Consider the following 25,412-nt stretch of genomic DNA (forward strand, 5'->3'; position numbering starts at 1 on the left):
TTTTTATGCCGCTTTGGCTGGCTAAACTAGTATTCTGTAAGGAGTGTCACTTTTGTGGCAATGCGTGCCCGCACGGTTGTCCTCTGGAGAGAATTTTCGCCGCCATGAATGCAAAACCCCAACGTCGTTCCCTGATGCTGCGCCTGCTGGTTGCCGCCATCGTGGCCATTGTCGCCGTGCTGATTTGGCGTCACTTTAACGCCGCGCCGCCGGCCGCCGAAACGCCTGCGGCCGCCCGCCCTGCCGGCGGCGCCAAGGGGGCGAGCGGCGGCAAACGGCGCGGCAATCTGTCGCCGGTGCAGGTGGCCACGGCCACTCAGCAATCCGTGCCAAGTTATCTGGTCGGGCTGGGCACCGTCACCGCCGCCAATACCGTTACCGTCACCAGCCGGGTCGACGGCCAGCTGATGACGTTGCATTTCACCGAAGGGCAGCAGGTGAAGGCCGGCGATCTGCTGGCGGAGATCGATCCGCGCCCCTTCCAGGTGCAGCTGACCCAGGCTCAGGGGCAACTGGCGAAAGATCAGGCCACCCTGGTTAACGCCCGGCGCGATCTGGCCCGCTACCAGCAACTGGTGAAAACCAACCTGATTTCCCGGCAGGAACTGGACACGCAGGCCTCGCTGGTGCAGCAGACCGAAGGGTCAATCAAAGCCGATCAGGGCGCGGTAGACAGCGCCCAGCTTCAGCTGACCTACAGCAAGATCATTGCCCCCATCTCCGGCCGCGTGGGCCTCAAGCAGGTTGACATGGGCAACTACATCACCAGCGGCACCACCGCCATCGTGGTGATCACACAAACGCATCCGATCGAGGTGGTGTTCACCTTACCGGAAAGCAATATCAGCGAGATAGTCAAGGCGCAGAAAGCCGGGCCGGTCAGCGTCGAAGCCTGGGGGCGCACCAACAAAACCCTGCTGGCGCAGGGCAACCTGCTCAGCCTGGATAACCAGATAGACACCACCACCGGCACCATCAAGCTGAAGGCGCAATACGCCAACCAGGACGATGCGCTGTTCCCTAACCAGTTCGTCAATGCGCGGCTGAAAGTCGCCACGCTGCAAAACGCCATCGTGGTGCCGACCGCCGCCGTGCAGATGGGCAACGAAGGCAACTTCGTCTGGACGATGGACGAGGAAAACAAGGTCAGCAAGCGCCTGGTCACCGTCGGCATTGAAGACAGCCAGAACGTGGTGATCGCCAGCGGCCTGAACGCCGGGCAACGCGTGGTGACCGACGGCATCGATCAACTGACGGAAGGCATGAAGGTTGAGGTAGTGACGCCGCAGGCCAAAGCGGCCGGCGGCAACGCAGCGCCGCACGCCAAGCGGGAGAAGGCCTGATGCAGGTGATGACGCCGAATCCCGGCGGCGGCCCGTCCCGCCTGTTTATTCTGCGCCCGGTCGCCACCACGCTGCTGATGGTGGCGATCCTGCTGGCGGGGATCATCGGCTACCGCGCACTGCCGGTTTCCGCCCTGCCGGAGGTCGATTACCCGACGATTCAGGTGGTGACGCTGTACCCCGGCGCCAGCCCGGACGTAGTGACCTCCGCCATCACCGCGCCGCTCGAGCGCCAGTTCGGCCAGATGTCCGGCCTCAAGCAGATGCTGTCGCAAAACTCCGGCGGCGCTTCGGTGATCACCCTGCAGTTCCAGCTGGCGCTGTCGCTGGATATCGCCGAGCAGGAGGTGCAGGCGGCGATCAACTCCGCCACCAACCTGCTGCCGACCGATCTGCCCTATCCGCCGATCTACAGCAAGGTTAACCCCGCCGATCCGCCGATCCTGACGCTGGCCGTCACCTCTACCGCCATGCCGATGACCCAGGTGGAAGATATGGTGGAAACCCGCGTGGCGCAGAAAATTTCCCAGGTGACCGGCGTCGGCCTGGTCACCCTTTCCGGCGGCCAGCGCCCGGCGGTGCGCGTGAAGCTCAACGCGCCGGCCATGGCGGCCAACGGGCTCGACAGCGAAACCGTGCGCACCGCCATCACGGCCGCCAACGTCAACTCCGCCAAAGGCAGTCTGGATGGCCCGGCCCGATCGGTCACCCTGTCCGCCAACGATCAGATGAAATCCGCCGATGAGTATCGGCGGCTGATCGTCGCCTACAAAAACGGCGCGCCGATCCGCTTGCAGGACATCGCCACCGTGGAGCAAGGGGCGGAAAACACCCGGCTGGCGGCGTGGGCCAACAAGCAACCGGCGATCGTGCTGAACATTCAGCGCCAGCCCGGCGTCAACGTCATCACCACTGCCGACAGCATCCGCGACATGCTGCCGACCTTGATTAAAAGCCTGCCCAAGTCGGTCGACGTCAAGGTGCTGACCGACCGCACCACCACCATTCGCGCCTCGGTCAGCGACGTGCAGTTCGAACTGCTGCTGGCGATCGCGCTGGTGGTGATGGTGATTTACGTCTTCCTGCGCAACGTGCCGGCAACCATTATCCCCAGCGTGGCGGTACCGCTGTCGCTGGTCGGCACCTTCGCCGCCATGTATTTCCTCGGCTTCTCCATCAACAACCTGACGCTGATGGCATTGACCATCGCCACCGGCTTCGTGGTGGACGACGCCATCGTGGTGATCGAGAACATCTCGCGCTACATCGAGAAAGGCGAAAAACCGCTCGACGCCGCGCTGAAAGGGGCCGGCGAGATCGGCTTCACCATCATCTCGCTGACCTTCTCGCTGGTGGCGGTGCTGATCCCGCTGCTGTTCATGGGCGATATCGTCGGCCGCCTGTTCCGCGAGTTCGCCGTGACGCTGGCGGTGGCGATTCTGATCTCCGCCGTGGTGTCGCTGACGCTGACGCCGATGATGTGCGCCCGCCTGTTGAACCATGAGTCGCTGCGCAAACAAAACCGTTTCTCCGCCGCTTCGGAGCGCTTCTTCGAGCGGGTGATCGCCGGCTACGGCCGCTGGCTGAAGGTCGTGCTGGCCCACCAGTGGCTGACGCTGTGCGTAGCGCTGAGCACCCTGGCCGTCACCGTGCTGCTCTATCTGTTCATTCCCAAAGGCTTCTTCCCGATTCAGGACAACGGCCTGATCCAGGGCACGCTGGAGGCGCCGCAGTCGGTGTCGTTCAGCAAAATGGCGGTGCTGCAGCAGCAGGTCGCCGCGCAGGTGCTGCAAGATCCGGCGGTAGAAAGCCTGACCTCGTTTATCGGCGTCGACGGCACCAACGCCGCCCTCAACAGCGGCCGGCTGCAGATCAACCTGAAGCCGTTGAGCGAGCGCAGCGGCAGCCTGCAGAGCATCATCGACCGCATGCAGGAAAAAGCGGCGTCGCTGCCCGGCCTGAAGCTCTACCTGCAGCCGGTGCAGGATCTGACCATCGACACCCAGGTGAGCCGCACTCAGTATCAGTTCACCCTGCAGGCGATGTCGCTCACGCAGCTCAGCCAGTGGGTGCCGCAGCTGGTCGACAAACTGCGGCAAACGCCCGAGCTGCAGGACGTCAGCAGCGACTGGCAGGATCAGGGGCTGGAAGCCTATATCAATGTCGATCGCGATTCGGCTTCGCGCCTCGGTATCCAGATGAGCGACGTGGACAGCGCGCTGTACAACGCCTTCGGCCAGCGCCTGATCTCCACCATCTACACCCAGGCCAACCAGTACCGCGTGGTGCTGGAGCATGACGTGCAGGCGACGCCGGGGCTGGCGGCGCTGAACGACATCCGCTTGACCAGCAGCAGCGGCGCCGTGGTGCCGCTCAATACCCTCGCCAAAATCGAACAGCGCAACGGGCCGCTGGCGATCAACCATCTCGATCAGTTCCCGGCGACCACCGTCTCCTTCAACGTGGCGGAGGGCTACTCGCTGGAAGAAGCGGTCAACGCCATTACCCAGGTCGAGAAGACCCTGGCGATGCCGAAAGACATCACCACCAAGTTCCAGGGCGCGACCCTGGCCTTCCAGGCCGCGCTCGGCAGCACGCTGTGGCTGATCCTGGCGGCGGTGGTGGCGATGTATATCGTGCTGGGCGTGCTGTATGAAAGCTTTATCCATCCGGTCACCATCCTCTCCACCCTGCCGACCGCCGGGGTCGGTGCGCTGCTGGCGCTGATGCTGGCCGGCAGCGAGCTGGACGTGATCGCCATCATCGGCATCATCCTGCTGATCGGCATCGTGAAGAAAAACGCCATCATGATGATCGACTTCGCCCTGGCCGCCGAACGCGAGCAGGGCATGAAGCCTTATGACGCCATCTATCAGGCCTGCCTGCTGCGTTTCCGGCCAATCCTGATGACCACGCTGGCCGCCCTGCTCGGCGCGCTGCCGCTGATGCTCAGCACCGGCGTCGGCGCGGAACTGCGCCGGCCGCTCGGCATCTGTATGGTCGGCGGCCTGATCATGAGCCAGATCCTGACGCTGTTCACCACCCCGGTTATCTATCTGCTGTTCGATAAACTGGCGCGCAACACCCACGCCAAAGAAGAAGCGCGGGAGACACCGTGAAATTCTTCTCGCTGTTTATCTTCCGGCCGGTCGCCACCACCCTGCTGACGCTGGCGATAGCGCTGGCGGGCGCGCTGGGCTTCAGCCTGCTGCCCGTCGCGCCGCTGCCGCAGGTGGATTACCCGGTGATCTCCGTCACCGCGACCATGCCGGGTGCCGATCCGGAAACCATGGCGACGTCGATCGCCACGCCGCTGGAACGCGCGCTCAGCCGCATCGCCGGGGTCAATGAGATGACTTCGATGAGCTCGCTCGGCAGCACCCGCGTGGTGCTGCAGTTCGATCTCAGCCGCGACATCAACGGCGCTTCGCGCGACGTACAGGCGGCGATCAACGCCGCGCAAAGCCTGCTGCCTTCCGGCATGCCAAGCCGCCCCACCTATCGGCAGATGAACCCGTCGGACGCGCCAATCATGATCCTGACGCTCACCTCCGACACCTACAGCCAGGGGCAACTGTACGACTTCGCCTCCACCCAGCTGGCGCAGAAAATCGCCCAAACCGAGGGCGTCGGCGACGTCACCGTCGGCGGCAGTTCGCTGCCCGCGGTGCGGGTAGAGCTGAATCCTTCCGCGCTGTTTAACCAGGGCGTGTCGCTGGACAGCGTGCGCCAGGCCATCAGCAACGCCAACCTGCGCACGCCGTTGGGGGCCGTGGAAAATGAAGACAAACGCTGGCAGGTCCAGAGCAACGATCAGATCAAGAAGGCCGAGGGCTACAAACCGCTGATCGTGCATTACAACAACGGCGCCGCCGTCAGGCTGAGCGACGTCGCCGACGTCATCGACTCCGTGCAGGACGTGCGCAACGCCGGGATGACCAACGCCCAGCCGGCGATCCTGCTGGTGGTCAGCCGTTCGCCGGACGCCAACATCATCGCCACCGTCGATCGCATCCGCGCCGAACTGCCCGGCCTGCAGGCCAGCATTCCCGCCTCGATCAAGCTGAACATCGCGCAGGATCGTTCGCCGACCATTCGCGCCTCGCTGGCGGAGGTGGAGCAATCGCTGGTCATCGCCATCGCGCTGGTGATCCTGGTGGTGTTCGCCTTCCTGCGCTCCGGCCGCGCGACGCTAATCCCCGCCGTCGCCGTGCCGGTGTCGCTGATCGGCACCTTCGCCGCCATGTACCTGTGCGGCTTTAGCCTCAACAATCTGTCGCTGATGGCGCTGACCATCGCTACCGGTTTCGTGGTGGATGACGCCATCGTGGTGCTGGAAAACATCTCCCGTCACGTGGAAGCCGGCCTTAAGCCTTTACAGGCGGCGCTGCAGGGGATCCGCGAGGTCGGCTTTACCGTTTTGTCGATGAGCATGTCGCTGGTGGCGGTGTTCATCCCGCTGCTGTTGATGCAGGGGCTGCCGGGGCGCCTGTTCCGCGAATTCGCCGTCACCCTGTCGGTGTCGATCGGGCTGTCGTTGATCATCTCACTGACGCTGACGCCGATGATGTGCGCCTACCTGCTGCGCCGGCAACCCGAACACGCGCAGTCGCGCGTGCGCGGTTTCGGCAAGGTGCTGCTGAAACTGCAGCAGGGCTATGGCCGCTCGCTGCACTGGGTGCTCGGTCATGCCCGCTGGGTGCTGGCAATCCTGTGCGCCACGGTGGCGCTCAACGTTTGGCTGTATATCAGCATTCCGAAAACCTTCTTCCCGGAACAGGACACCGGCCGGTTGGTGGGATCGATTCAGGCCGATCAGAGCATTTCGTTCCAGGCGATGCGCCAGAAACTGCAAGACTTCATGACCATCGTGCGCGACGATCCGGCAGTGGACAACGTCACCGGCTTCACCGGCGGTTCGCGCACCAACAGCGGCTCGATGTTCATTTCGCTCAAGCCGCTCTCCGAACGCAAAGACAATGCGCAGCAGGTCATCACCCGTCTGCGCGCCAAACTGGCGAAAGAGCCCGGTGCCAGCCTGTACCTGATGGCGGTGCAGGATATCCGCGTCGGCGGCCGGCAGGCCAATGCCAGCTACCAGTACACGCTGCTGTCGGACGATTTGAGCGCGCTGCGCACCTGGGAACCGAAAATCCGCACCGCGCTGGCCGCCCTGCCGGAGCTGGCGGACGTCAACTCGGATCAGCAGGATAAAGGTTCGGAAATGGATCTGATTTACGATCGCGATACCATGGCACGTCTCGGGATCGCGGTGTCCGACGCCGACAACCTGCTGAACAACGCCTTCGGCCAGCGGCAAATCTCCACCATCTATCAGCCGCTCAATCAGTACAAGGTGGTGATGGAGGTGGCGCCGCCCTATACCCAGGACGTGAGTTCGCTGGACAAAATGTTCATCATCAACAGCGAAGGCAAGGCGATACCGCTCTCCTACTTCGCGCACTGGCAGCCGGCCAACACGCCGCTGGCGGTCAACCACCAGGGGCTGTCCGCCGCCTCCACCATCTCGTTCAACCTGCCGCTCAATGCGAGCCTGGGCGACGCCACCGACGCCATCACCCGCACCATGACTCAACTCGGCGTGCCGTCCACGGTGCGCGGCGCCTTCGCCGGCACCGCCCAGGTATTCCAGGACACCCTGAAATCGCAGGTGATCCTGATCCTGGCGGCGATCGCCACGGTGTACATCGTGCTCGGCGTGCTGTACGAGAGCTATATCCATCCGCTGACCATCCTCTCCACGCTGCCATCTGCGGGCGTGGGCGCGCTGCTGGCGCTCGAGCTGTTCAGCGCGCCGTTCAGCCTGATCGCGCTGATCGGCATCATGCTGCTGATCGGCATCGTGAAGAAAAACGCCATCATGATGGTCGACTTCGCGCTCGAGGCGCAGCGCAACGGCGGCATCAGCGCCCGCGAGGCGATTTTCCAGGCCAGCCTGCTGCGTTTCCGGCCGATCATGATGACCACGCTGGCGGCGCTGTTCGGCGCGCTGCCGCTGGTGCTGGCCAGCGGCGACGGTGCGGAGCTGCGCCAGCCGCTTGGCATCACCATCGCCGGCGGCCTGGTGATGAGCCAGCTGCTGACGCTGTACACCACGCCGGTGGTCTATCTCTACTTCGACCGCTTGCAGGCGAAGTTCCGCCGCAACAAGCAACTGGCCCCGCTGCCCCATTAATGGCCGACCGATGCTGATGAAACACGCCGCCACGGTGCGCTGGCAACTCTGGATAGTGGCATTCGGCTTCTTTATGCAGACGCTGGATACCACTATCGTCAACACCGCCCTGCCCTCGATGGCCGCCAGCCTGGGGGAAAATCCGCTGCGCATGCAGTCGGTGATCGTCTCCTATGTGCTGACGGTGGCGGTGACGCTGCCGGCCAGCGGCTGGCTGGCGGACAAGGTCGGCGTACAGCGGGTGTTTTTCAGCGCCATCGTGCTGTTCACTCTCGGTTCCCTGCTGTGCGCCCGTTCGGAAACCCTGAACGAACTGATCGCCTCGCGCGTGCTTCAGGGCATCGGCGGCGCGATGATGGTGCCGGTCGGCCGCCTGACGGTGATGAAAATCGTACCGCGCGAGCAGTACATGGCGGCGATGACCTTCGTGACGCTGCCGGGCCAGATCGGCCCGCTGATGGGGCCGGCGCTGGGCGGCTTTCTGGTGCAATACGCCAGCTGGCACTGGATTTTCCTGATCAATATCCCGGTGGGCATCGTGGGCGCCATCGCCACGCTGCTGTTGATGCCCAACTACCAAATGCAGACCCGTCGTTTCGATCTCGGCGGCTTTATTCTGCTGGCGATCGGCATGGCGTCACTGACGCTGGCGCTCGACGGCCACAAAGGCATGGGGCTGTCCGGCAGCGCCATCGCCGGATTGGTCGCGCTGGGCGTGGCGGCACTGTTGGGGTATGTTTGGCATGCCTACGGCAATAGCCGCGCGCTGTTCTCGCTGCGGCTGCTGCGCACCCCGACTTACAAAATCGGGCTGTTGGCCAGCCTGCTGGGGCGCATCGGCAGCGGCATGCTGCCGTTCATGACGCCGCTGTTCCTGCAGGTGGGCATGGGCTTCACGCCGTTCCACGCCGGGCTGATGATGATCCCGATGATCATCGGCAGCATGGGCATGAAGCGCATCGTGGTACGGGTGGTCAACCGCTTCGGCTACCGCAACGTACTGGTGGCCGCCACGCTGCTGCTGGCGCTGGTCAGCCTGAGTTTCCTGCTGGCGGCGATACTCGGCTGGCTGTGGCTGCTGCCGGTGGTGCTGTTCTTCCAGGGGATGGTCAACTCGCTGCGCTTCTCGGCGATGAACACCCTGACGCTGAAAGACCTGCCGGACCGGCTGGCCAGCAGCGGCAACAGCCTGCTGTCGATGGTCATGCAGCTGTCGATGAGCCTCGGCGTCAGCCTTGCCGGCATCTTGATCGGCAGCTTCGCCCATCACCAGGTGGTGGCCGACAGCCCGGCCATCCACAGCGCATTTATTTACAGCTACTGCTGTATGGCGTTGATTATCGCCCTGCCCGCACTGGCCTTCGCGCGCGTGCCGGCCGATAGCGCGCCCAACCGCACGCTGACCAAAGAGCCGGGCACCGGCTCAACGAGGTTGCAATGAAGATAGGTATTACCGGGAAACTGTTCCTGGCCATTTTCGCCGCCTGCATGCTGGTGTTGATCACCATGCATTGGGGGGTGCGCGTCAGCTTTGAACGCGGCTTTATCGACTACATCAAGCACAGCAACGAGCAGCGCATCAACATGCTGAGCGAAGCGCTGGAGGAACAATACAGCCGCCACGGCAACTGGATATTCCTGCGCAACAACGATCAGGTGATCTACCAGATCATGCGTTCGTTCGAACAGAACAGCGACAGCAGTCATAACCTGCCGCCCAAGGGCTGGCGCACCCAATTTTGGGTGGTGGACAGCCAGTTCAACCGCCTGGTGGGGCACTCCGGGCCGGTGCCGAAAGAGGGCCCGCGCCACCCGATCCGCTACAACAACGAGATCGTCGGCTGGGTGATCACCACGCCGGTCGAGCGCCTGACGCGCAATACCGACATCAACTTCGATCGCCAGCAGCGGCGCACCAGCTGGATTATCGTCGCGCTCTCTACCCTGCTGGCGGCGGCGGTGACCTGGCTGCTGTCGCGCGGCATGCTGGCCCCGGTCAAGCGCCTGGTGGCGGGCACCCACCGCCTGGCGGCGGGCGATTTCACCACCCGTGTGACGGTCAGCAGCCAGGATGAACTGGGCAGGCTGGCGCACGACTTCAACCAGTTGGCCACCTCGCTGGAGAAAAACGAACAGATGCGCCGCGCCTTTATGGCCGACGTATCGCACGAGCTGCGCACGCCGCTGGCGGTGCTGCGCGGCGAGCTGGAGGCGCTGCAAGACGGCGTACGCCAGCCGACGCCGGCGTCGCTCAGCTCGCTGCAGGCCGAGGTGTCCACCCTGACCAAGCTGGTGGACGATCTGCACCAGCTTTCGCTCTCCGATCTCGGCGCGCTGGCCTATCGCAAATCGTCGGTAGACTGCATGCACCTGCTGCAGATCGCCGTCGCCGCCTTCCGCGAGCGCTTCCGCGCCAAAGGGCTGGAGATCGTCACGCAGCTGCCGCCCCAGGCGCCGCTGTTCGGCGATCCCGATCGCCTGAATCAGCTGTTCAATAACCTGCTGGAAAACAGCCTGCGCTACACCGACGCCGGCGGCCGGCTGGAAATCAGCGCCGAGCTGCAGCCGGGGCGGCTGTTCCTCTACTGGCAGGACAGCGCGCCGGGCATCAGCGATCAACAACTGACGCGCATTTTCGAACGTTTCTACCGGGCGGAAGGCTCCCGCAACCGCGCCAGCGGCGGTTCCGGGCTGGGGTTGGCGATCTGCCACAACATCGTGGAAGCGCATGACGGGAAAATCCGCGCCGAGCATTCGCCTTTAGGCGGCGTGCGCATTACAGTAGAGTTTGCTACCCCGATAAAAAAATAAGGCGCCCTGATGGATATGCAGAATCAACCCGTGCAGATCATGATTGTTGAAGATGAGCCCAAGCTGGGCCAGCTGTTGGTGGATTACCTGCAGGCGGCGGGTTATGCCACCCACTGGCTGACCAACGGCAACGAGGTGGTACCGGCCGTGCACCAGCATCCGCCGGCGCTGATTTTGCTCGATCTGATGCTACCGGGGGCCGACGGGCTGACGGTGTGCCGCGAGCTGCGCCGTTTCAGCGACGTGCCAATCGTGATGGTAACGGCGAAAATCGAAGAGATCGACCGCCTGCTGGGGCTGGAAATCGGCGCCGACGATTACATCTGCAAACCCTACAGCCCACGCGAAGTGGTGGCGCGGGTGAAAACCATCCTGCGCCGCAGCTACCGGCCGCAGGAAAATGCACGCGAAGACGATCTGCTGCACATCGATGAGCCGCGTTTCCAGGCCAGCTATCAGGGGCAGCTGCTGGATCTGACGCCGGCGGAATTCCGCCTGCTGAAAACGCTGGCCAGCCAGCCTGGCAACGTGTTTTCACGCGAACAGCTGCTGAACAACCTGTATGACGACTATCGGGTGGTCACCGATCGCACCATCGACAGCCACATCAAAAACCTGCGCCGCAAGCTGGAGCTGATCGACGGGGAGAAATCCTTTATCCGCTCGGTATACGGCGTGGGCTACCGCTGGGAAGCCGATCCCTGCCGGCTGGTGAATGGGGTTTAGGGGATCAGCGCGTCCAGTCTTCGACCGCCAACCCGGGCACCATGGCGAATGCGCGATCGTTGGTCACCAACGTCGCGCCGCGGCTCTGCGCGTGAGCGGCGATCAGTTGATCCAGCGCGCCCATGATTTTGCCCTTTCTCTCCATGTTCGCGCGCATTTCACCGTAGCAGCGGGCGGCCTCACTATCCCATGCATAGACCGTCACCGCGGCAAGAAAGGCCTCGACCATGCTTTGCAACGCCTTGTTCCGCCGTTTAGCCACACCGTAAAGCAGTTCCGCCTCCGTGACGCTGGAAATACATACGGCAGAAGGCGGGAGCTTTTCCATGACGTTAAGCACCTGCGGATGCTGCCGAAACAAGTGGCTGACGGTGTTGGTATCAAACATGTACATCGCCTACTCTTCCTCTGAGAATGGATCGCGGTCTGCAACCCCTTGCTGACGATCTTCCGCGCCAAGAAACTCTTGCGGCACCGACGTTTGGGCGATAATGCTCAGCAGCGGTGCCCAGCTGTCCGGCTTTGCCGGATATTTGGATAAAATCACGTTGCCCTCCCGATCGCGACGGATATAGACACGATCCGTATCAAATTCAAATTCCACCGGTAACCTCACCGCCTGATTTCTGCCGTTTTTAAACAGCTTTGCGATTCTTTCCATCTCGACACCTCCACAGCAGGCATAGGCCAAAGCATATGCCTGTAGCGTGTCGATGCCAAGATGTATCGATCATTTTTCATCCACATTGACGAAACGGCCAAACCGTAACGCACAATCTCACGGGGTGAAACCCTGTTCCCCTTGTTATGCGGCGCACTGCGCAATCACCACGCCTTCCCTTAGCTTCCCGTGCGGCGCTGGGCTGCTCGGATGAAAACTCCGCGCCGACGCAAAAAAAACGCGCATTTTTTCGACTAATCTGCGGTGAGGTTTAGCCGCCGATTTTCAAGCGATTGGCTACACTTACAGCACGAATCGGAACCTACAGGAGAAGAACCATGGCAATCGGTCATTACGAGCTGAAAAAAGCAAAGAACGGTCAGTACCACTTCAACCTGAAAGCCAGTAACGGTGAGATCATTCTGACCAGCGAGATGTACGCCAGCAAAGCCTCGGCGGAGAACGGCATCGCCTCGGTGCAGACCAATTCGCCGCACGAGGCGCAGTTTGAACTGAAGCACAGCACCAGCAATCAGCCCTATTTTGTGCTGAAGGCCAAGAACCATCAGGTGATCGGCGTCAGCGAAATGTACAGCGCCGAAAGCGCGGCCAAAAACGGTATCCAGTCGGTGATGAAAAACGGCCCGACCACCGATATCCGCGATTTGAGCGCCTGATCCCCCGTTTCGCCCGCGCGGTGGCCGCCATCGCGCGTTTTCCGTTTGACCGGGATCAATCTCCCTTGAATAAATCCGGTTAACTGCTGATTTCTTGCCGCGCTGCGGCTACAATCCCCCGCTTTTACTGCGCCATCTGGGGCGCGATATACCCACTGGCTTTCATACGGCAGCTAGGCGGCAAGTTCGTGAGTCTCCAGGAGCTTGGTCAACCAAGTGACTGGAGTGAGCGAATACAGCCAACAACGCTGCAGTTCGAAAGACAGAGGTATACTGACCTGAAATCAGACCGAGACCCACTATGTTTACACCGGAACTTCTCTCCCCGGCCGGAACGCTGAAAAACATGCGTTACGCCTTCGCCTACGGCGCCGATGCGGTTTACGCCGGCCAGCCACGCTACAGCCTGCGGGTGCGCAACAACGAGTTCAACCACGAGAATCTGGCGCAGGGCATCAACGAAGCCCACGCGCTGGGCAAAAAGTTCTACGTGGTGGTCAACATCGCCCCGCACAACGCCAAGCTGAAAACCTTCCTGCGCGATCTGAAGCCGGTGATCGATATGGGGCCGGATGCGCTGATCATGTCCGATCCCGGCCTTATCATGATGGTGCGCGAAGCCTTCCCGCAGATCGACATCCACCTGTCGGTGCAGGCCAACGCGGTGAACTGGGCGACGGTGAAGTTCTGGAAGCAAATGGGGCTGACCCGCGTGATCCTGTCGCGCGAGCTGTCGCTGGAAGAGATCGCCGAGATCCGCGCCGAAGTGCCGGACATGGAGCTGGAAATCTTCGTCCACGGCGCGCTGTGCATGGCCTACTCCGGCCGCTGCCTGCTGTCCGGCTACATCAACAAACGCGATCCCAACCAGGGCACCTGCACCAACGCCTGCCGCTGGCAGTACAAGGCGGAGGAAGGCAAAGAGGACGACACCGGCAATATCGTGCACCTGCACGAGCCGATCCCGGTGCAAACCGTCGAGCCGACGCTGGGCATCGGCGCGCCGACCGATAAGGTGTTCATGCTGTCTGAAGCGCAAAAACCAGGCGAATATATGAGCGCCTTCGAAGACGAGCACGGCACCTATATCATGAACTCCAAGGATCTGCGGGCCATCCAGCACGTGGAGCGTCTGACGCAGCTCGGCGTGCATTCGCTGAAGATCGAAGGCCGCACCAAGTCCTTCTACTACTGCGCCCGCACCGCCCAGGTCTACCGCCGCGCCATCGACGACGCCGCCGCCGGCAAGCCGTTCGATCCGACCCTGCTCACCACGCTGGAAGGCCTGGCGCACCGCGGCTACACCGAAGGCTTCCTGCGCCGCCACGTCCACGAAGCCCAGCAGAACTACGACTACGGCTCCTCGCTCTCCGAGCGCCAGCAGTTCGTCGGCGAATTCACCGGCGTGCGCCATAATGGCTGGGCGGAAGTCGATGTGAAGAACAAGTTCGCGCTCGGCGACAGCGTCGAAATGATGACGCCGGGCGGCAACGTGGTCTTCACCCTCGAAAGCATGCAAAATAAGAAAGGCGAGCCGATTGAGGTGGCGCCGGGCAACAGCCATATCGTTTATTTGCCGATCCCGCAGGATATCGATCTCAATTATGCGTTGCTGATCCGCAATTTGGCGGAAGAAAATAGCGCCGGAGTGTAAAATGAATCGCCGCCACTTGGCGGCAATTTTTAGCAAATATTAGAATTGGATCACATCAATGTGCGCGCAGCTTAGTTACTATCACGCTGCTTAAAACGAACAACGAAAATATTTGCATAGCAATACTAGGAACCACCTCCTTAGCCGGCCCAATCTCCCTTGGGCTGGCTTTTTCTTTATAGGGTTACCCCATTTTTATCAATGCGGCTATTTCTATTACCTTTTCCCGTTATCCGCTTTAATAAAAATAACAACCTCACATCGATATATAAATAACGCTATAACGATTAATCATTTCTTCATTACACTGCTGTTATTGCCATGTAAAATTCAGATAAATTCGCACTGCCGTCATATTCATTGAGCAGCGAGAAATAAGCGGAATTAGCTGAATATTCTGATGGCCTGGCGACGGCGGCTGGTTTATCTTGAGGCATGCTTGGTTTTCCGCCGGAGGATAACGGCAATGCCTCAACACCCACATGCACCCGCCCTGCTTATTCTCAACGGCAAGGGCGCCGGTAACGAAGAGCTGCGTCAAGCGGTGAAACGGCTGCGCGCAGAGCGAATCACGCTGCACGTGCGCGTCACCTGGGAGCACGGCGACGCCGCGCGCTACGTCGCGGAAGCTGCGCAGCTCGGCGTCGGCACCGTCGTCGCCGGAGGCGGTGACGGCACCATCAACGAAGTGGCCGCCGCGCTGGTGCAGCTGCCGGCGCACAACCGGCCGGTGCTCGGCATCCTGCCGCTCGGCACCGCCAACGACTTCGCCATGGCCTGCAACATTCCCCCGTCGCCGGAACTGGCGCTGCAGCTGGCGATCAAGGGCCGTACGGTACCGATCGACCTGGCCAAGGTCAACGACGAGCGCTACTTCATCAACATGGCCACCGGCGGCTTCGGCACCCGCATCACCACCGAAACGCCGGAGAAGCTGAAGGCGGCGCTGGGCGGCGTGTCCTACTTCGTTCACGGTTTACTGCGCATGGATACGCTGCAGGCCGACCGCTGTGAAATCCGCGGGCCGGACTTCCGCTGGGCCGGCGACGCGCTGGTGATCGGCATCGGCAACGGCAAACAGGCCGGCGGCGGCCAGGAGCTGTGCCCCAGTGCACTGATCAACGACGGCCTGCTGCAGCTGCGCCTGCTGATCGCCGATGAGCTGCTGCCGGCGCTGGTCGCCGCCCTGTTCAACGACGAAGAGAGCAACAGCATCCTTAGCGCGGCGCTGCCGTGGCTCGAGATCGACGCGCCGCATGAGATGACCTTCAACCTCGACGGCGAGCCGCTCAAGGGCCGGCATTTCCGCATCGAAGTGTTGCCACAGGCCATCGAATGCCGCCTGCCGCCTAACTGCGCCCTGCTGGGCTGACTTTGTCGGGCGCAGCCGCTGCGCCCGTCGCTGGATCAAAATGTCGAGCTCGGTATCCAATAATCAATCGCTTAGCGCGCCGGGGGCGATCGTCCCCGCGTATTTGGCCTCGCAAATGGCATTTCCTCTCAATCGCATCTATTGTTTGTCCTTGCCGGATCAAGTTCGGTAGTATCGCTTTACAGCTTCAATCACCGCTTTTTTACTGCGCCGGTGGTCAAAAACCCTTGCATTGCCGGTGTATGAAGAAGCTTAATCGGGAGTGAATCATGACTGATATTGTGCAGTTGCTAGGAAAGGAAGCGGAAGATCTGCTGCAACACCGCTGTACCACTATCCCCGCCGAGAATCTCTACCTGCCGGGCGCCGACTTCGTCGACCGCGTAATGATCGATAACAACCGTCCCAACAGCGTGCTGCGTTCGATGCAAACCCTGTTCAACCACGGCCGCCTGGCCGGCACCGGCTACCTGTCGATCCTGCCGGTCGATCAGGGCATCGAGCACTCCGCCGCCGCCTCGTTCGCCGCCAACCCGCTGTATTTCGATCCGAAGAACATCGTCGAGCTGGCGATTGAAGCCGGCTGTAACTGCGTCGCCTCCACTTACGGCGTGCTGGCATCGGTGTCGCGCCGCTACGCGCATAAAATTCCGTTCCTGGTCAAACTCAACCACAACGAAACGCTGAGCTACCCGACCCAGTACGATCAGACTCTGTACGCCAGCGTCGAGCAGGCGTTCAACATGGGCGCGGTGGCGGTCGGCGCCACTATTTACTTCGGCTCCGAGCAGTCGCGCCGCCAGATCGAAGAGATCTCGATCGCCTTCGAGCGCGCGCATGAGCTGGGCATGGTCACCGTGTTGTGGGCCTATCTGCGCAACCCGGCGTTCAACAAGGATGGCGTGGACTACCACTCCAGCGCCGATCTGACCGGCCAGGCCAACCACATCGCCGCCACCATCGGCGCCGACATCGTCAAACAGAAAATGGCGGAAAACAACGGCGGCTACCGCGCGGTGAAATTCGGCTATACCGACGATCGCGTCTACACCAAGCTGACCACCGATCACCCGATCGATCTGGTGCGCTACCAGCTGGCCAACTGCTACATGGGCCGCGCCGGGCTTATCAACTCCGGCGGCGCCGCCGGTGAGAACGACCTGCAGGAGTCGGTGCGCACCGCGGTGATCAACAAACGCGCCGGCGGCATGGGCCTGATCCTGGGGCGCAAGGCGTTCAAGAAATCGATGAAAGACGGCGTGGCGCTGATCAACGCCGTGCAAGACGCCTACCTGGACAAGAAGGTCACCATCGCCTGATGTGACAGACCGTCTGTCCCAAGCCCGGCTCGCCGGGCTTTTTTGTGCCCACGTTCTCCCCCTCATGCCACAGACCTTCTCTTTCTTTCATTTTAAACTTTCAAAATAAAATATTTATCTTTCAAATTGTGATCTATTTAAAACAAATAGCCCAACAAAGTGACTACTGTAAGGCCCATGGCGACAGAGCCGCCGTTCGCTCCAGGCCATATCAGTCCATTACAGGAGAACATAATGATTGAGCTAATCACCCACGGCGCCGAGTGGTTTATCGGCCTGTTTCAGAAAGGCGGTGAAGTGTTTGTCGGCATGGTGACCGGCATTTTACCTTTGTTGATCAGCCTGTTAGTAATCATGAACGCGCTGATCAAATTTGTTGGCCAGGAACGTATCGAACGATTGGCGCAGCGCTGCGCGGGCAACCCCGTCGCGCGTTATCTGCTACTGCCGCTGATCGGCACCTTTGTCTTCTGCAACCCGATGACCCTCAGCCTGGGGCGCTTCATGCCGGAGAAATACAAGCCGAGCTACTACGCGGCGGCCTCCTACAGCTGCCACTCGATGAACGGCCTGTTCCCGCACATCAATCCCGGCGAGCTGTTCGTTTACCTCGGCATCGCCAGCGGCCTGACCACCCTCGGCCTGCCGCTCGGCCCGCTGGCGGTGAGCTATTTCCTGGTGGGGCTGTTCACCAATTTCTTCCGCGGCTGGGTCACCGATCTGACCACCAGCCTGTTCGAACGCAAGATGGGCATCCGTCTGGATCGCCAGGTGCAACTTTAATTCGTGGAGTGCAGCATGAGTGCTTATATCCGTATTGAAAAAGGCGCCAGCGGCTGGGGTGGCCCCCTGGAGCTGCCGATAGAGCCCGGCAAGAAAGTGGTGTACATCACCGCCGGCACCCGGCCTTCGATCGTCGATCGCCTCAGCGAATTGACCGGCTGGCCGGCCGTCGACGGTTTCAAAGAGGGCGAGCCGCCGGCGGAAGAGATCGGCGTGGCGGTGATCGACTGCGGCGGCACACTGCGCTGCGGCCTGTACCCGAAACGCCGCATTCCGACGGTCAACATCCACGCCACCGGCCAGTCCGGCCCGCTGGCGCAGTTTATCCTCGAAGACATCTATGTCTCCGGCGTGCGCGACCACAACATCAGCCGAATCGAAGCGGCAGATAGCCAGCCCGCCGCCGCCGTTGCAGCGTCGCCCAAGGCGCGCGACTACGACACCAGCAAGAAGATCACCGAGCAAAGCGACGGGCTGCTGGCGAAGGTCGGCATGGGCATGGGATCGGTGGTGGCGGTGTTCTTCCAGGCCGGGCGCGACACCATCGACACCGTGCTGAAGACCATCCTGCCGTTTATGGCATTCGTCTCGGCCTTGATCGGCATCATCATGGCCTCCGGCCTCGGGGACTTTATCGCTCACGGCCTGACGCCGCTCGCCAACAGCCCGATCGGCCTGGTGACGCTGGCGCTGATCTGCTCATTCCCGCTGCTGTCGCCGTTCCTCGGCCCCGGCGCGGTCATCGCCCAGGTGATCGGCGTGCTGGTCGGGGTGCAGATCGGCCTCGGCCATATTCCGCCGCAGCTGGCGCTGCCTGCGCTGTTCGCCATCAACGCGCAGGCCGCCTGCGACTTCATTCCGGTCGGCCTGTCGCTGGCGGAAGCCAAGCAGGACACCGTGCGGGTCGGCGTACCCTCGGTACTGGTCGGCCGCTTCCTGACCGGCGCGCCGACGGTGCTGATCGCCTGGGCCGCCTCGGCCTTTATTTATCAATAAGCTGATTTCCAGGGAGACGTTTATGCACACCATTTTTCACACCACCATCACGCAGATCGGCGGCTGCGCCCGCGACGCGTTGCTGGACAACATGCTGATCACCTTCCGTGAAGGCGCGCCGGCGGATATCGAAGAGTTCTGCTTCATCCACCGCCACGGCGCGACCGCCGGTGAGCTGCAGGTCGGCGGCGTGATGGAGCTGGCGCAGCGGCGCTACGCCATCACCGCCGTCGGCAGCGTTGCCACGCAGAACCTGCGCGAACTGGGCCACATCACCGTGCGCTTCGACGGCGAAGCCGAAGCCGAATTCCCCGGCTCGATCCACGTATCCGGCCCGACGCCGACCGATATCCCGTTGGGCAGCACGCTGTCATTTATCGCATAAGGAGTAGACCATGTCTGAAGTAGCTGTAGTGATTGGCGGCGGCCAAACGTTAGGCGCCTTTTTGTCCCACGGGCTGGCGCAGGCCGGTTATCGGGTGGCGGTGGCCGATCTGAACGCCGGCAATGCCAATCAGGTGGCACAGCAGATCAACGAGGAATTTGGCGCGGGCTGCGCCTGCGGTTTTCAGGCCGACGCCACCGACGAGCAGAGCGTGATCGCGCTGGCGGCGGCGGTTGACCGGGCGTTCGGCCAGGCCAACCTGCTGGTGTACAGCGCCGGCATCGCCAAGGCGGCGCCGATCACCGATTTCCCGCTGGGCGACTTCGATCGCTCGCTGCAGGTGAACCTGGTGGGCTATTTCCTCTGCGCCCGCGAGTTCTCGCGCCTGATGATCCGCGACGGCATCGCCGGGCGCATCATTCAGATCAACTCCAAGTCCGGCAAGGTCGGCAGCAAGCACAACTCCGGCTACAGCGCCGCCAAGTTCGGCGGCGTGGGGCTGACGCAGTCGCTGGCGCTCGATCTGGCGGAGTATGGCATTACCGTGCATTCGCTGATGCTCGGCAACCTGCTGAAGTCGCCGATGTTCCAGTCGCTGCTGCCGCAGTACGCGCAAAAGCTGGGCATCGCGCCGGATCAGGTGGAGCAGTACTACATCGACAAGGTGCCGCTGAAGCGCGGCTGCGACTACCAGGACGTGCTGGACACCCTGCTGTTCTACGCCAGCGACAAGGCCTCTTACTGCACCGGCCAGTCGATCAACATCACCGGCGGCCAGGTCATGTTCTGACGCCATCGACGCCCCCTTCCGCCGAAGGGGGCTTAAGGAGAACCCCATGACACAAGCTCTGATCGCCTTCGCGCTGTTGGCCTGGCTGCTGCAAATCGCCTTCGGCTGGTGGCAACTGCAGCGCTTCAACCGCGCCTTCGACGGCCTGTGCCGGCTGGGCGCCGTCGGCGTTGGCCGCTCCGGCGGCCGTTTCCGCCCGCGGGTGGTGCTGGCATTGGCCTTCGACGCCGATCGGCGGGTGTGCGGCAGCCTGTTGCTGCGCGGCCTGACCGTTTTCGCCCGGCCCCGCCCGCTGCCTCGATTGCACGGTTTGCATCAGCGGGATTTGCGCCCGGATGTGATCTTCCCCGAGGATCGCGCATGCCGGTCTGCACTATCGTTAGCGATTAAACCCAAATCGTGATATTTTCACATTAAAAGACATTACCTTTCATAGTGAATTATTCAGCGAGGGGAAATGCCCAACTCTTGTGAACGGGAATCGCGATGAAACCAAAGCAGCGGCAGGCCGCTATCCTTGAATATCTACAGCGGCATGGCAAAACGGCAGTGGACGCCCTGGCCGAGCATTTCTCCACCACCGGCACCACCATCCGCAAGGATCTCACCCTGCTGGAAGAAGAAGGCGAGGTGATCCGTACCTACGGCGGCGTGGTGCTCAGCCGCGACGACGGCGATCAGCCGATCGACCGCAAAACCCATATCAATACCGAGAAAAAACGCCACATCGCCAGCGCCGCCGTGGCGCTGATCGCCGACGGCGACTCGCTGATCTTCGATGCCGGCAGCACGGTGCTGCAGATGGTGCCGCACCTGGCGCAGTTCAATAACATCACGGTGATGACCAACAGCCTGACCATCGTCAACGCGCTGGTGGAGCTGGACAACGATCAGACCATCCTGATGCCCGGCGGCACCTACCGCAAAAAATCGGCCTCGTTCCACGGCAGCCTGGCCGAATCGGCGTTTCAGCAGTTCAGCTTCGACAAACTGTTTATCGGCGCGGACGGCGTCGATCTCAACGCCGGTGTCACCACCTTCAACGAAGTGCACAACGTCAGCAAAGCGATGTGCGAAGCCGCCGGCCGCATCATTCTGTTGGTAGACTCCTCGAAATTCGGCCGCAAGAGCCCGAACGTGGTGTGCGAACTCAGCGCCGTCGATACGCTGATCACCGACCGAGACATCAACCCCGATTACCTCGCCGCCCTGCAGGCGAAAGGCATCAATATCCTTCTGGTAGGAGACCCCGATGAGTAACGCCAACGCCCTGCTCGCCTTCGCCCGCGAAACGCTGGAGATCGAGCTGACCGAAGCGCAACGCCTGCTGGCGCGGCTGGATGACAACTTCGTCTGCGCCTGCGAACTGCTGCTGAACTGCCGTGGCAAAGCGGTGATTTCCGGCATCGGCAAATCCGGCCATATCGGCAAGAAGATCGCCGCGTCGCTGGCCAGCACCGGCACGCCGTCGTTCTTCGTGCACCCGGCGGAGGCGCTGCACGGCGATCTCGGCATGATCGGCGCCGACGACGTGGTGGTCTTCATCTCCTACTCCGGCCGCGCCAAAGAGCTGGATCTGATCCTGCCGCTGCTGGCGGAGAACGGTATTCCGGTGATCGCCGTCACCGGCGGCAAAGAGTCGCCTTTGGCGCTGGCCGCGGCCTGCGTGCTGGATATCGGCGTCGAGCGCGAAGCCTGCCCAATGGGGCTGGCGCCGACCTCCAGCGCGGTCAACACCCTGATGATGGGCGATGCCCTGGCGATGGCGCTGATGCGCCAGCGCGGGTTCAACGCGGAAGATTTCGCCCGCTCCCACCCGGGCGGCAGCCTGGGGGCGCGGCTGCTGAACCGCGTGCATCACCTGATGCGCACCGGCGATCGCCTGCCGCGCGTAAGCGAAAGCGCCAACGTGATGGAAGCGATGCTGGAGCTGAGCCGCACCGGGCTCGGGTTAGTGGCGGTCTGCGACGCGCAGCAGCGGGTGGTGGGCGTGTTTACCGACGGCGACCTGCGTCGCTGGCTGGTGAAGGGCAACAGCCTGCAGGATCCGCTCAGCCCGGCGATCACCCGCCCCGGCTACCGGCTGCCGGAGCAGTGGCGCGCCGGCGAGGCGCTGGAAGCGCTGCACGAACAGCACATCAGCGCGGCCCCGGTGGTCGATATGGACGGCGTGCTGGTGGGAGCGCTCAACCTGCACGATCTGCATCAGGCCGGCATCGGCTGATCAACGCCGGGGGCGCCGTCACCGGCGCCTCCGGTCAGATTATTTCCAGTCGGGATTGTTCTCGAACTGCTGCTTCAGCAGCGCTTTCATGTCGTCATCCGGCTTGCCGAGCCACTGGTACTTGGCGTATTTCTTCGGATGGTCGACGGCTTCCGGCCGGTCTGCCACTTCTACCCGCACGCCCCAGGCCTGGGATTTGTCCGCGCTGAACGCCACGATCAAAAAGTTGTTGCCGCAATCGTGCGGTTTGCACAGGTTGCCGACCAGATACGCTTTGCCCTTCCAGTCCAAATTCTGCGCCGGCGTAGAGGTGCCGACGCCCTTGCGCGCCCAACCCGGCATCCGCGCCTGGCCTTTCACCATGTTTTGCCAGCTGGCCTGATACCCCGGCTGCTGAATCAAATCCGACGTGGTGACGATCTGCTGGGCAACGCTGCCCGCGCTGAAGCTGAGCAGTGCGCCGAAAAGGGCGCAACGCAGCGCCTGGTGTCCCGTCATAGTCCTTCTCCCTAGGTTAAATCAGGTTTCGCCCATAAAACCGGGCCTGAACCAGTCAGACCACGGCTGCGGCAAAAAGTTGACTCACCACCAGGCGTGAAAATGATGCACCGGCCCGATGCCGTGCCCCACTTCCAGCGTGTCCGCCTGTTGCAGCGCTTGTTGCAGATAGTCTTTGGCGGCGGCCACCGTCGCCGCCCAGTCGGCATGGCGCGGGCGCAGCGCCGCCAGCGCGGCCGAGAGCGTGCAACCGGTGCCGTGGGTGTGGCGGGTGGCGACGCGCGGTGCAGTAAAGCGCTGCTCGCCTTCGGCGGTAAACAACCAGTCCGGGCTCTCGCTTTCGCTCAGGTGCCCCCCCTTCATCAGCACCGCCCGGCAGCCCATCGCCAGCAGCGCCCGCCCCTGTTCGCGCATCTGCGCTTCATCTTCCGCCGTCGCACAGGCCAGCAGCGCCGCCGCTTCCGGCAGGTTCGGCGTGATGATCGACACCTGCGGCAACAGCTCGCGCCGAATAGACGCCACCGCCTCCGGCGCCAGCAGCGGATCGCCGCTTTTCGCCAACATCACGGTGTCCAGCACCACGAATTCCGGCCGGTAATGGCGCAGGCGTTCAGCCACTGCCTGCACGATGTCGGCATTGGCCAGCATACCGATCTTGACGCTGTCGATGCGCACGTCGCTGAATACCGAGTCCAGCTGCGCGGCGACGAACGCCGGATCGATGTGATACACCGACTGCACACCGCGGGTATTCTGCGCCACCAGCGCGGTGATCACCGAGGTGCCGTAGGCGCCGAGCGCCGAGAAAGTCTTCAGATCGGCCTGAATGCCGGCGCCGCCGCTGGGATCGGTGCCGGCGATGGTCAGGGCGTTGATGCGTTTCATCATAGATCCTCCCCGCGCAGCCGATACAGGGCGTCGAGGAACGCCGGCGTAAAGCTGCCCGGCCCGCCGGCATGCCTGGCCGCCAGACCGCCGCAGTGGGACATCACCCGGCAGGCGGTGGCCACATTATCCAGGCGATCGCCCGGCAGGGCGCAAAACGCCGCCACCACCGCCGACAGCGCACAGCCGGTGCCCACCACCCGCGTCATCAGCGGGGAGCCGCCTTCGATCGCCCAGTCGCGCTGGCCGTCGGTGACGTAATCCACCGCGCCGGTAACCGCCACCACCGCGCCGCTGCGCTGCGCCAGCTCACGCGCGGCGGGCAGCGCCGCCAGCGAATCGTCGCCGCTGTCCACACCGCGGCCGCTGGCCAGCAGCCCGCTGAGCGCCATGATTTCCGAGGCGTTGCCGCGTATCGCCGCCGGCTTCTCGTCCAGCAGCTGTTTGGCGAAGGCGGTGCGGTAGGAGAGCGCGCCGACCGCCACCGGATCCAGCGTCCAGGGCTTGCCGGCCTGATTGGCGGCGGCCACCGCCGCCCGCATCGATTCGGCGCGCAGCGCATTGAGGGTACCGACGTTGATCAGCAGGCCGTCGGCCAACGCGCTGAACTGCGCCGCCTCTTGCGGCTCCACCACCATCGCCGGGGAGGCGCCGAGCGCCAGCAGCACGTTGGCGGTCAGCGATTGCACCACTTCGTTGGTCAGGCAGTGGATCAGCGGAGGCCGCTGTTGGAATTGGGTCAGACAGGCCGCGGCGCGGGCGCCGGGCAGTGCATCAGGTCGAGCGATCATACTCCTCCCAACCGGCGTTCAAGAAGGCGGCGCCGGTTGGGCGGCCGTGACTTCCCTACGCTGGCATTATCCAGATCAGGTAATACGGGTATTTCTCAGCCTTCACCAGGAAGGGCACCCCGAGTCATGAAAATCAATAGGTTGTGATCAACATTGCGTTAATCCCTGCACGGGATCATGCCAGCGGCGGCGCGGACAAACAAGCGAATAAATCAGCCGCACGCCTGATGGCGACTCCGGCGCTGGAGAGAAAGCCGAGAGACCGGCTTGCCGCCCAATAAACATCAAAATTACTGATAATTACTGAGCCTGCGCTGCGCCCCGCCTTAACGCGGAAAATCACGTCAACCGCTTTCAACAGGCGCAAAAAGTGTTACCGGAGGCAGGAGTCGCATGCGGGCGCTAGACACAACTCATCAGATCTCATTACTATAGCCACACACTTTATGAGTCATGGTGCTATGCCAGAAATCACTGAATCCATTTTCGTCAATTCAGATCTGCTTAATAAACATTTTGACCCCGACGCCATTGATACGCCCATCGTGTCGATCTACGCCTCTTTCTCCCAGGAGAAAGAACACTCGTTGCGTTCGAGAATGCACTCGCATACCAAAGGCCAGTTGGTCTATGTCAAATCGGGCGCCGCTATCGTCATGTTGGAAACGCGGATTTGCTCTGTGCTGCCGCACAAGCTGCTCTGGATCCCCGGCGGCGTTTCCCACAATGTGATCCTCCGCGACAATGTCGATTTTCGCGCCGTTTATCTCGACCAAAAACGCTTCGCGTCGCTGTCGAAAAGCGTCGAAATATTTACCGTCACGCCACTGCTGGAAGAGGTTATCGAGACCATGTGCCGCTCCCCTTTCCACACCGACTGGATGGCGGGCACCGAGTTCCATCTGCAATCCCTGCTCATCGATAAAATCCGGGTCGCCGCCCATCCCCCCACCTGGCCGGCTTTACCTAACGATTCCCGGGTACGCAATTACCTGCAGTGCTACCACCTGAAAGGCGAAATGGTGCCCCGATTGAATGAGCTGGCGTCCCACTGCGGCGCATCCGAGCGCACCATCCATCGGCTGTTCGTCCAGGGAACCGGCATGTGTTATCAGCAGTGGCGCCAGCAGGTGCGTTTGCAGTTGGCGCTGGAGTTGCTCACCACCAGCAAACCTATCACCGAGATCGCTCACTACCTCGAGTTCTCCACCACCAGCGCCTTTATCTCCTTTTTCAAACACTATAGGGACATCACGCCGAAAAAATACCGCGACCAATTGCTCAGGCCCAACGCACGTTGA

General features: G+C 62.2%; 24 protein-coding genes and 1 riboswitch. Of the genes, 18 read left to right on the forward strand and 6 right to left on the reverse strand.

Features of this window, described 5'->3' with window-relative positions:
* Positions 1-104 precede the first annotated feature (104 nt).
* Genes M6G53_RS17345 through baeR form a run of 6 tightly spaced genes read left to right on the forward strand, consistent with a single transcriptional unit; the run spans position 105 to position 11,076 of the window.
* The gene (locus tag M6G53_RS17345) at positions 105-1,343 is read left to right on the forward strand and encodes an MdtA/MuxA family multidrug efflux RND transporter periplasmic adaptor subunit (protein WP_253333279.1); all 1,239 of its coding nucleotides are present in this window, start codon (positions 105-107) and stop codon (positions 1,341-1,343) included.
* A complete protein-coding gene (locus M6G53_RS17350) occupies positions 1,343-4,462 on the forward strand; it encodes an MdtB/MuxB family multidrug efflux RND transporter permease subunit (RefSeq protein WP_253333281.1) in 3,120 nt (1,039 codons plus the stop codon). Before M6G53_RS17345 ends, M6G53_RS17350 begins: the two co-directional genes overlap by 1 nt.
* Positions 4,459-7,539 (forward strand): multidrug efflux RND transporter permease subunit MdtC, encoded by a 3,081-nt coding sequence (gene mdtC, locus M6G53_RS17355; protein WP_253333283.1) that lies wholly within the window; start codon positions 4,459-4,461, stop codon positions 7,537-7,539. Before M6G53_RS17350 ends, mdtC begins: the two co-directional genes overlap by 4 nt.
* A gap of 10 nt (positions 7,540-7,549) precedes the next feature.
* Positions 7,550-8,980 carry a multidrug transporter subunit MdtD gene (gene mdtD / locus M6G53_RS17360; RefSeq protein WP_253333285.1) on the forward strand — a complete coding sequence of 477 codons (1,431 nt, stop codon included), beginning with the start codon at positions 7,550-7,552 and terminating at the stop codon, positions 8,978-8,980.
* Positions 8,977-10,350 (forward strand): envelope stress sensor histidine kinase BaeS, encoded by a 1,374-nt coding sequence (baeS, locus tag M6G53_RS17365; RefSeq protein WP_253333287.1) that lies wholly within the window; start codon positions 8,977-8,979, stop codon positions 10,348-10,350. The genes mdtD and baeS overlap by 4 nt, the downstream gene beginning before the upstream one ends.
* A 9-nt stretch (positions 10,351-10,359) precedes the next feature.
* Positions 10,360-11,076 (forward strand): envelope stress response regulator BaeR, encoded by a 717-nt coding sequence (baeR, locus tag M6G53_RS17370; protein ID WP_253333289.1) that lies wholly within the window; start codon positions 10,360-10,362, stop codon positions 11,074-11,076.
* Between the two features lie 4 nt (positions 11,077-11,080).
* On the opposite strand, the gene M6G53_RS17375 is transcribed toward baeR, so the two are convergent.
* Positions 11,081-11,470, reverse strand: coding sequence for a type II toxin-antitoxin system VapC family toxin (locus M6G53_RS17375; protein WP_047730091.1), 390 nt, complete (start codon positions 11,468-11,470; stop codon positions 11,081-11,083).
* A 3-nt stretch (positions 11,471-11,473) separates the two neighbouring features.
* Positions 11,474-11,737 carry an antitoxin gene (locus tag M6G53_RS17380; protein WP_253333291.1) on the reverse strand — a complete coding sequence of 88 codons (264 nt, stop codon included), beginning with the start codon at positions 11,735-11,737 and terminating at the stop codon, positions 11,474-11,476.
* Positions 11,738-12,075: 338 nt separating this feature from the next.
* On the opposite strand from M6G53_RS17380, the gene M6G53_RS17385 reads away from it, so the two are divergent.
* Positions 12,076-12,414, forward strand: a complete 339-nt coding sequence (locus M6G53_RS17385; protein WP_253333293.1) for a YegP family protein — start codon at positions 12,076-12,078, stop codon at positions 12,412-12,414.
* Between the two features lie 301 nt (positions 12,415-12,715).
* A complete protein-coding gene (gene trhP, locus M6G53_RS17390) occupies positions 12,716-14,068 on the forward strand; it encodes a prephenate-dependent tRNA uridine(34) hydroxylase TrhP (RefSeq protein ID WP_253333295.1) in 1,353 nt (450 codons plus the stop codon).
* A 302-nt stretch (positions 14,069-14,370) separates the two neighbouring features.
* On the opposite strand, the gene M6G53_RS25515 is transcribed toward trhP, so the two are convergent.
* Positions 14,371-14,505, reverse strand: a complete 135-nt coding sequence (locus M6G53_RS25515) for a hypothetical protein (RefSeq protein WP_301286243.1) — start codon at positions 14,503-14,505, stop codon at positions 14,371-14,373.
* A 29-nt stretch (positions 14,506-14,534) separates the two neighbouring features.
* Between M6G53_RS25515 and yegS the strand changes: the two genes are divergently transcribed.
* The 9 genes from yegS (at position 14,535) to gutQ (ending at position 21,937) form a co-directional block, all read left to right on the forward strand.
* Positions 14,535-15,440: a lipid kinase YegS gene (yegS, locus tag M6G53_RS17395; protein WP_253333296.1), complete on the forward strand. Its 906-nt coding sequence runs from the start codon at positions 14,535-14,537 to the stop codon at positions 15,438-15,440.
* 269 nt (positions 15,441-15,709) lie between these two features.
* The gene (gene fbaB, locus M6G53_RS17400) at positions 15,710-16,759 is read left to right on the forward strand and encodes a class I fructose-bisphosphate aldolase (RefSeq protein ID WP_033644067.1); all 1,050 of its coding nucleotides are present in this window, start codon (positions 15,710-15,712) and stop codon (positions 16,757-16,759) included.
* Between the two features lie 234 nt (positions 16,760-16,993).
* Positions 16,994-17,542, forward strand: coding sequence for a PTS glucitol/sorbitol transporter subunit IIC (srlA, locus tag M6G53_RS17405; RefSeq protein ID WP_253333299.1), 549 nt, complete (start codon positions 16,994-16,996; stop codon positions 17,540-17,542).
* A gap of 15 nt (positions 17,543-17,557) precedes the next feature.
* Entirely contained in the window at positions 17,558-18,538 is a 981-nt protein-coding gene (gene srlE / locus M6G53_RS17410) for a PTS glucitol/sorbitol transporter subunit IIB (protein WP_187322675.1), read from the forward strand.
* 22 nt (positions 18,539-18,560) lie between these two features.
* Complete coding sequence (srlB, locus tag M6G53_RS17415; RefSeq protein ID WP_021504438.1) at positions 18,561-18,923, forward strand: PTS glucitol/sorbitol transporter subunit IIA; 363 nt, start codon at positions 18,561-18,563, stop codon at positions 18,921-18,923.
* Between the two features lie 10 nt (positions 18,924-18,933).
* On the forward strand, positions 18,934-19,713 hold the full coding sequence (gene srlD / locus M6G53_RS17420; protein WP_253333301.1) for a sorbitol-6-phosphate dehydrogenase: 780 nt from the start codon (positions 18,934-18,936) through the stop codon (positions 19,711-19,713).
* Between the two features lie 46 nt (positions 19,714-19,759).
* On the forward strand, positions 19,760-20,116 hold the full coding sequence (gene gutM, locus M6G53_RS17425) for a transcriptional regulator GutM (protein ID WP_253333303.1): 357 nt from the start codon (positions 19,760-19,762) through the stop codon (positions 20,114-20,116).
* Positions 20,117-20,199: 83 nt separating this feature from the next.
* A complete protein-coding gene (gene srlR / locus M6G53_RS17430) occupies positions 20,200-20,973 on the forward strand; it encodes a glucitol operon DNA-binding transcriptional repressor SrlR (protein WP_033635559.1) in 774 nt (257 codons plus the stop codon).
* The gene (gutQ, locus tag M6G53_RS17435) at positions 20,966-21,937 is read left to right on the forward strand and encodes an arabinose-5-phosphate isomerase GutQ (protein ID WP_063990517.1); all 972 of its coding nucleotides are present in this window, start codon (positions 20,966-20,968) and stop codon (positions 21,935-21,937) included. Before srlR ends, gutQ begins: the two co-directional genes overlap by 8 nt.
* A 39-nt stretch (positions 21,938-21,976) precedes the next feature.
* Here the strand turns inward: gutQ and M6G53_RS17440 are convergent, their stop codons facing one another.
* The 3 genes from M6G53_RS17440 to thiM all read right to left on the reverse strand — a co-directional run bounded on the left by M6G53_RS17440 (position 21,977) and on the right by thiM (position 24,111).
* Positions 21,977-22,435 (reverse strand): inhibitor of vertebrate lysozyme family protein, encoded by a 459-nt coding sequence (locus tag M6G53_RS17440; protein ID WP_253333305.1) that lies wholly within the window; start codon positions 22,433-22,435, stop codon positions 21,977-21,979.
* Positions 22,436-22,519: 84 nt separating this feature from the next.
* Complete coding sequence (gene thiD, locus M6G53_RS17445) at positions 22,520-23,320, reverse strand: bifunctional hydroxymethylpyrimidine kinase/phosphomethylpyrimidine kinase (RefSeq protein ID WP_253333360.1); 801 nt, start codon at positions 23,318-23,320, stop codon at positions 22,520-22,522.
* Positions 23,320-24,111, reverse strand: a complete 792-nt coding sequence (thiM, locus tag M6G53_RS17450; RefSeq protein ID WP_253333307.1) for a hydroxyethylthiazole kinase — start codon at positions 24,109-24,111, stop codon at positions 23,320-23,322. The genes thiD and thiM overlap by 1 nt, the downstream gene beginning before the upstream one ends.
* 35 nt (positions 24,112-24,146) lie before the next feature.
* Positions 24,147-24,243: riboswitch (TPP riboswitch) on the reverse strand.
* Between the two features lie 329 nt (positions 24,244-24,572).
* On the opposite strand from thiM, the gene M6G53_RS17455 reads away from it, so the two are divergent.
* On the forward strand, positions 24,573-25,412 hold the full coding sequence (locus M6G53_RS17455; RefSeq protein WP_253333309.1) for an AraC family transcriptional regulator: 840 nt from the start codon (positions 24,573-24,575) through the stop codon (positions 25,410-25,412).

The sequence above is a fragment of the Serratia nevei genome (genome assembly GCF_024160145.1).
In the GTDB taxonomy this organism is placed as follows: Bacteria; Pseudomonadota; Gammaproteobacteria; order Enterobacterales; family Enterobacteriaceae; genus Serratia; species Serratia nevei_A.

Excerpts from the sequence above, each read along its gene's own strand:
- M6G53_RS17345 (WP_253333279.1), top strand. The coding sequence starts at position 105 with ATGAATGCAAAACCCCAACGTCGTTCCCTGATGCTGCGCCTGCTGGTT.
- M6G53_RS17350 (WP_253333281.1), top strand. The coding sequence starts at position 1,343 with ATGCAGGTGATGACGCCGAATCCCGGCGGCGGCCCGTCCCGCCTGTTT.
- mdtD (WP_253333285.1), top strand. The coding sequence starts at position 7,550 with ATGCTGATGAAACACGCCGCCACGGTGCGCTGGCAACTCTGGATAGTG.
- baeS (WP_253333287.1), top strand. The coding sequence starts at position 8,977 with ATGAAGATAGGTATTACCGGGAAACTGTTCCTGGCCATTTTCGCCGCC.
- baeR (WP_253333289.1), top strand. The coding sequence starts at position 10,360 with ATGGATATGCAGAATCAACCCGTGCAGATCATGATTGTTGAAGATGAG.
- M6G53_RS17375 (WP_047730091.1), bottom strand. The coding sequence starts at position 11,470 with ATGTACATGTTTGATACCAACACCGTCAGCCACTTGTTTCGGCAGCAT.
- M6G53_RS17380 (WP_253333291.1), bottom strand. The coding sequence starts at position 11,737 with ATGGAAAGAATCGCAAAGCTGTTTAAAAACGGCAGAAATCAGGCGGTG.
- M6G53_RS17385 (WP_253333293.1), top strand. The coding sequence starts at position 12,076 with ATGGCAATCGGTCATTACGAGCTGAAAAAAGCAAAGAACGGTCAGTAC.
- trhP (WP_253333295.1), top strand. The coding sequence starts at position 12,716 with ATGTTTACACCGGAACTTCTCTCCCCGGCCGGAACGCTGAAAAACATG.
- M6G53_RS25515 (WP_301286243.1), bottom strand. The coding sequence starts at position 14,505 with ATGCCTCAAGATAAACCAGCCGCCGTCGCCAGGCCATCAGAATATTCA.
- yegS (WP_253333296.1), top strand. The coding sequence starts at position 14,535 with ATGCCTCAACACCCACATGCACCCGCCCTGCTTATTCTCAACGGCAAG.
- fbaB (WP_033644067.1), top strand. The coding sequence starts at position 15,710 with ATGACTGATATTGTGCAGTTGCTAGGAAAGGAAGCGGAAGATCTGCTG.
- srlA (WP_253333299.1), top strand. The coding sequence starts at position 16,994 with ATGATTGAGCTAATCACCCACGGCGCCGAGTGGTTTATCGGCCTGTTT.
- srlE (WP_187322675.1), top strand. The coding sequence starts at position 17,558 with ATGAGTGCTTATATCCGTATTGAAAAAGGCGCCAGCGGCTGGGGTGGC.
- srlB (WP_021504438.1), top strand. The coding sequence starts at position 18,561 with ATGCACACCATTTTTCACACCACCATCACGCAGATCGGCGGCTGCGCC.
- srlD (WP_253333301.1), top strand. The coding sequence starts at position 18,934 with ATGTCTGAAGTAGCTGTAGTGATTGGCGGCGGCCAAACGTTAGGCGCC.
- gutM (WP_253333303.1), top strand. The coding sequence starts at position 19,760 with ATGACACAAGCTCTGATCGCCTTCGCGCTGTTGGCCTGGCTGCTGCAA.
- srlR (WP_033635559.1), top strand. The coding sequence starts at position 20,200 with ATGAAACCAAAGCAGCGGCAGGCCGCTATCCTTGAATATCTACAGCGG.
- gutQ (WP_063990517.1), top strand. The coding sequence starts at position 20,966 with ATGAGTAACGCCAACGCCCTGCTCGCCTTCGCCCGCGAAACGCTGGAG.
- M6G53_RS17440 (WP_253333305.1), bottom strand. The coding sequence starts at position 22,435 with ATGACGGGACACCAGGCGCTGCGTTGCGCCCTTTTCGGCGCACTGCTC.
- thiD (WP_253333360.1), bottom strand. The coding sequence starts at position 23,320 with ATGAAACGCATCAACGCCCTGACCATCGCCGGCACCGATCCCAGCGGC.
- thiM (WP_253333307.1), bottom strand. The coding sequence starts at position 24,111 with ATGATCGCTCGACCTGATGCACTGCCCGGCGCCCGCGCCGCGGCCTGT.
- M6G53_RS17455 (WP_253333309.1), top strand. The coding sequence starts at position 24,573 with ATGCCAGAAATCACTGAATCCATTTTCGTCAATTCAGATCTGCTTAAT.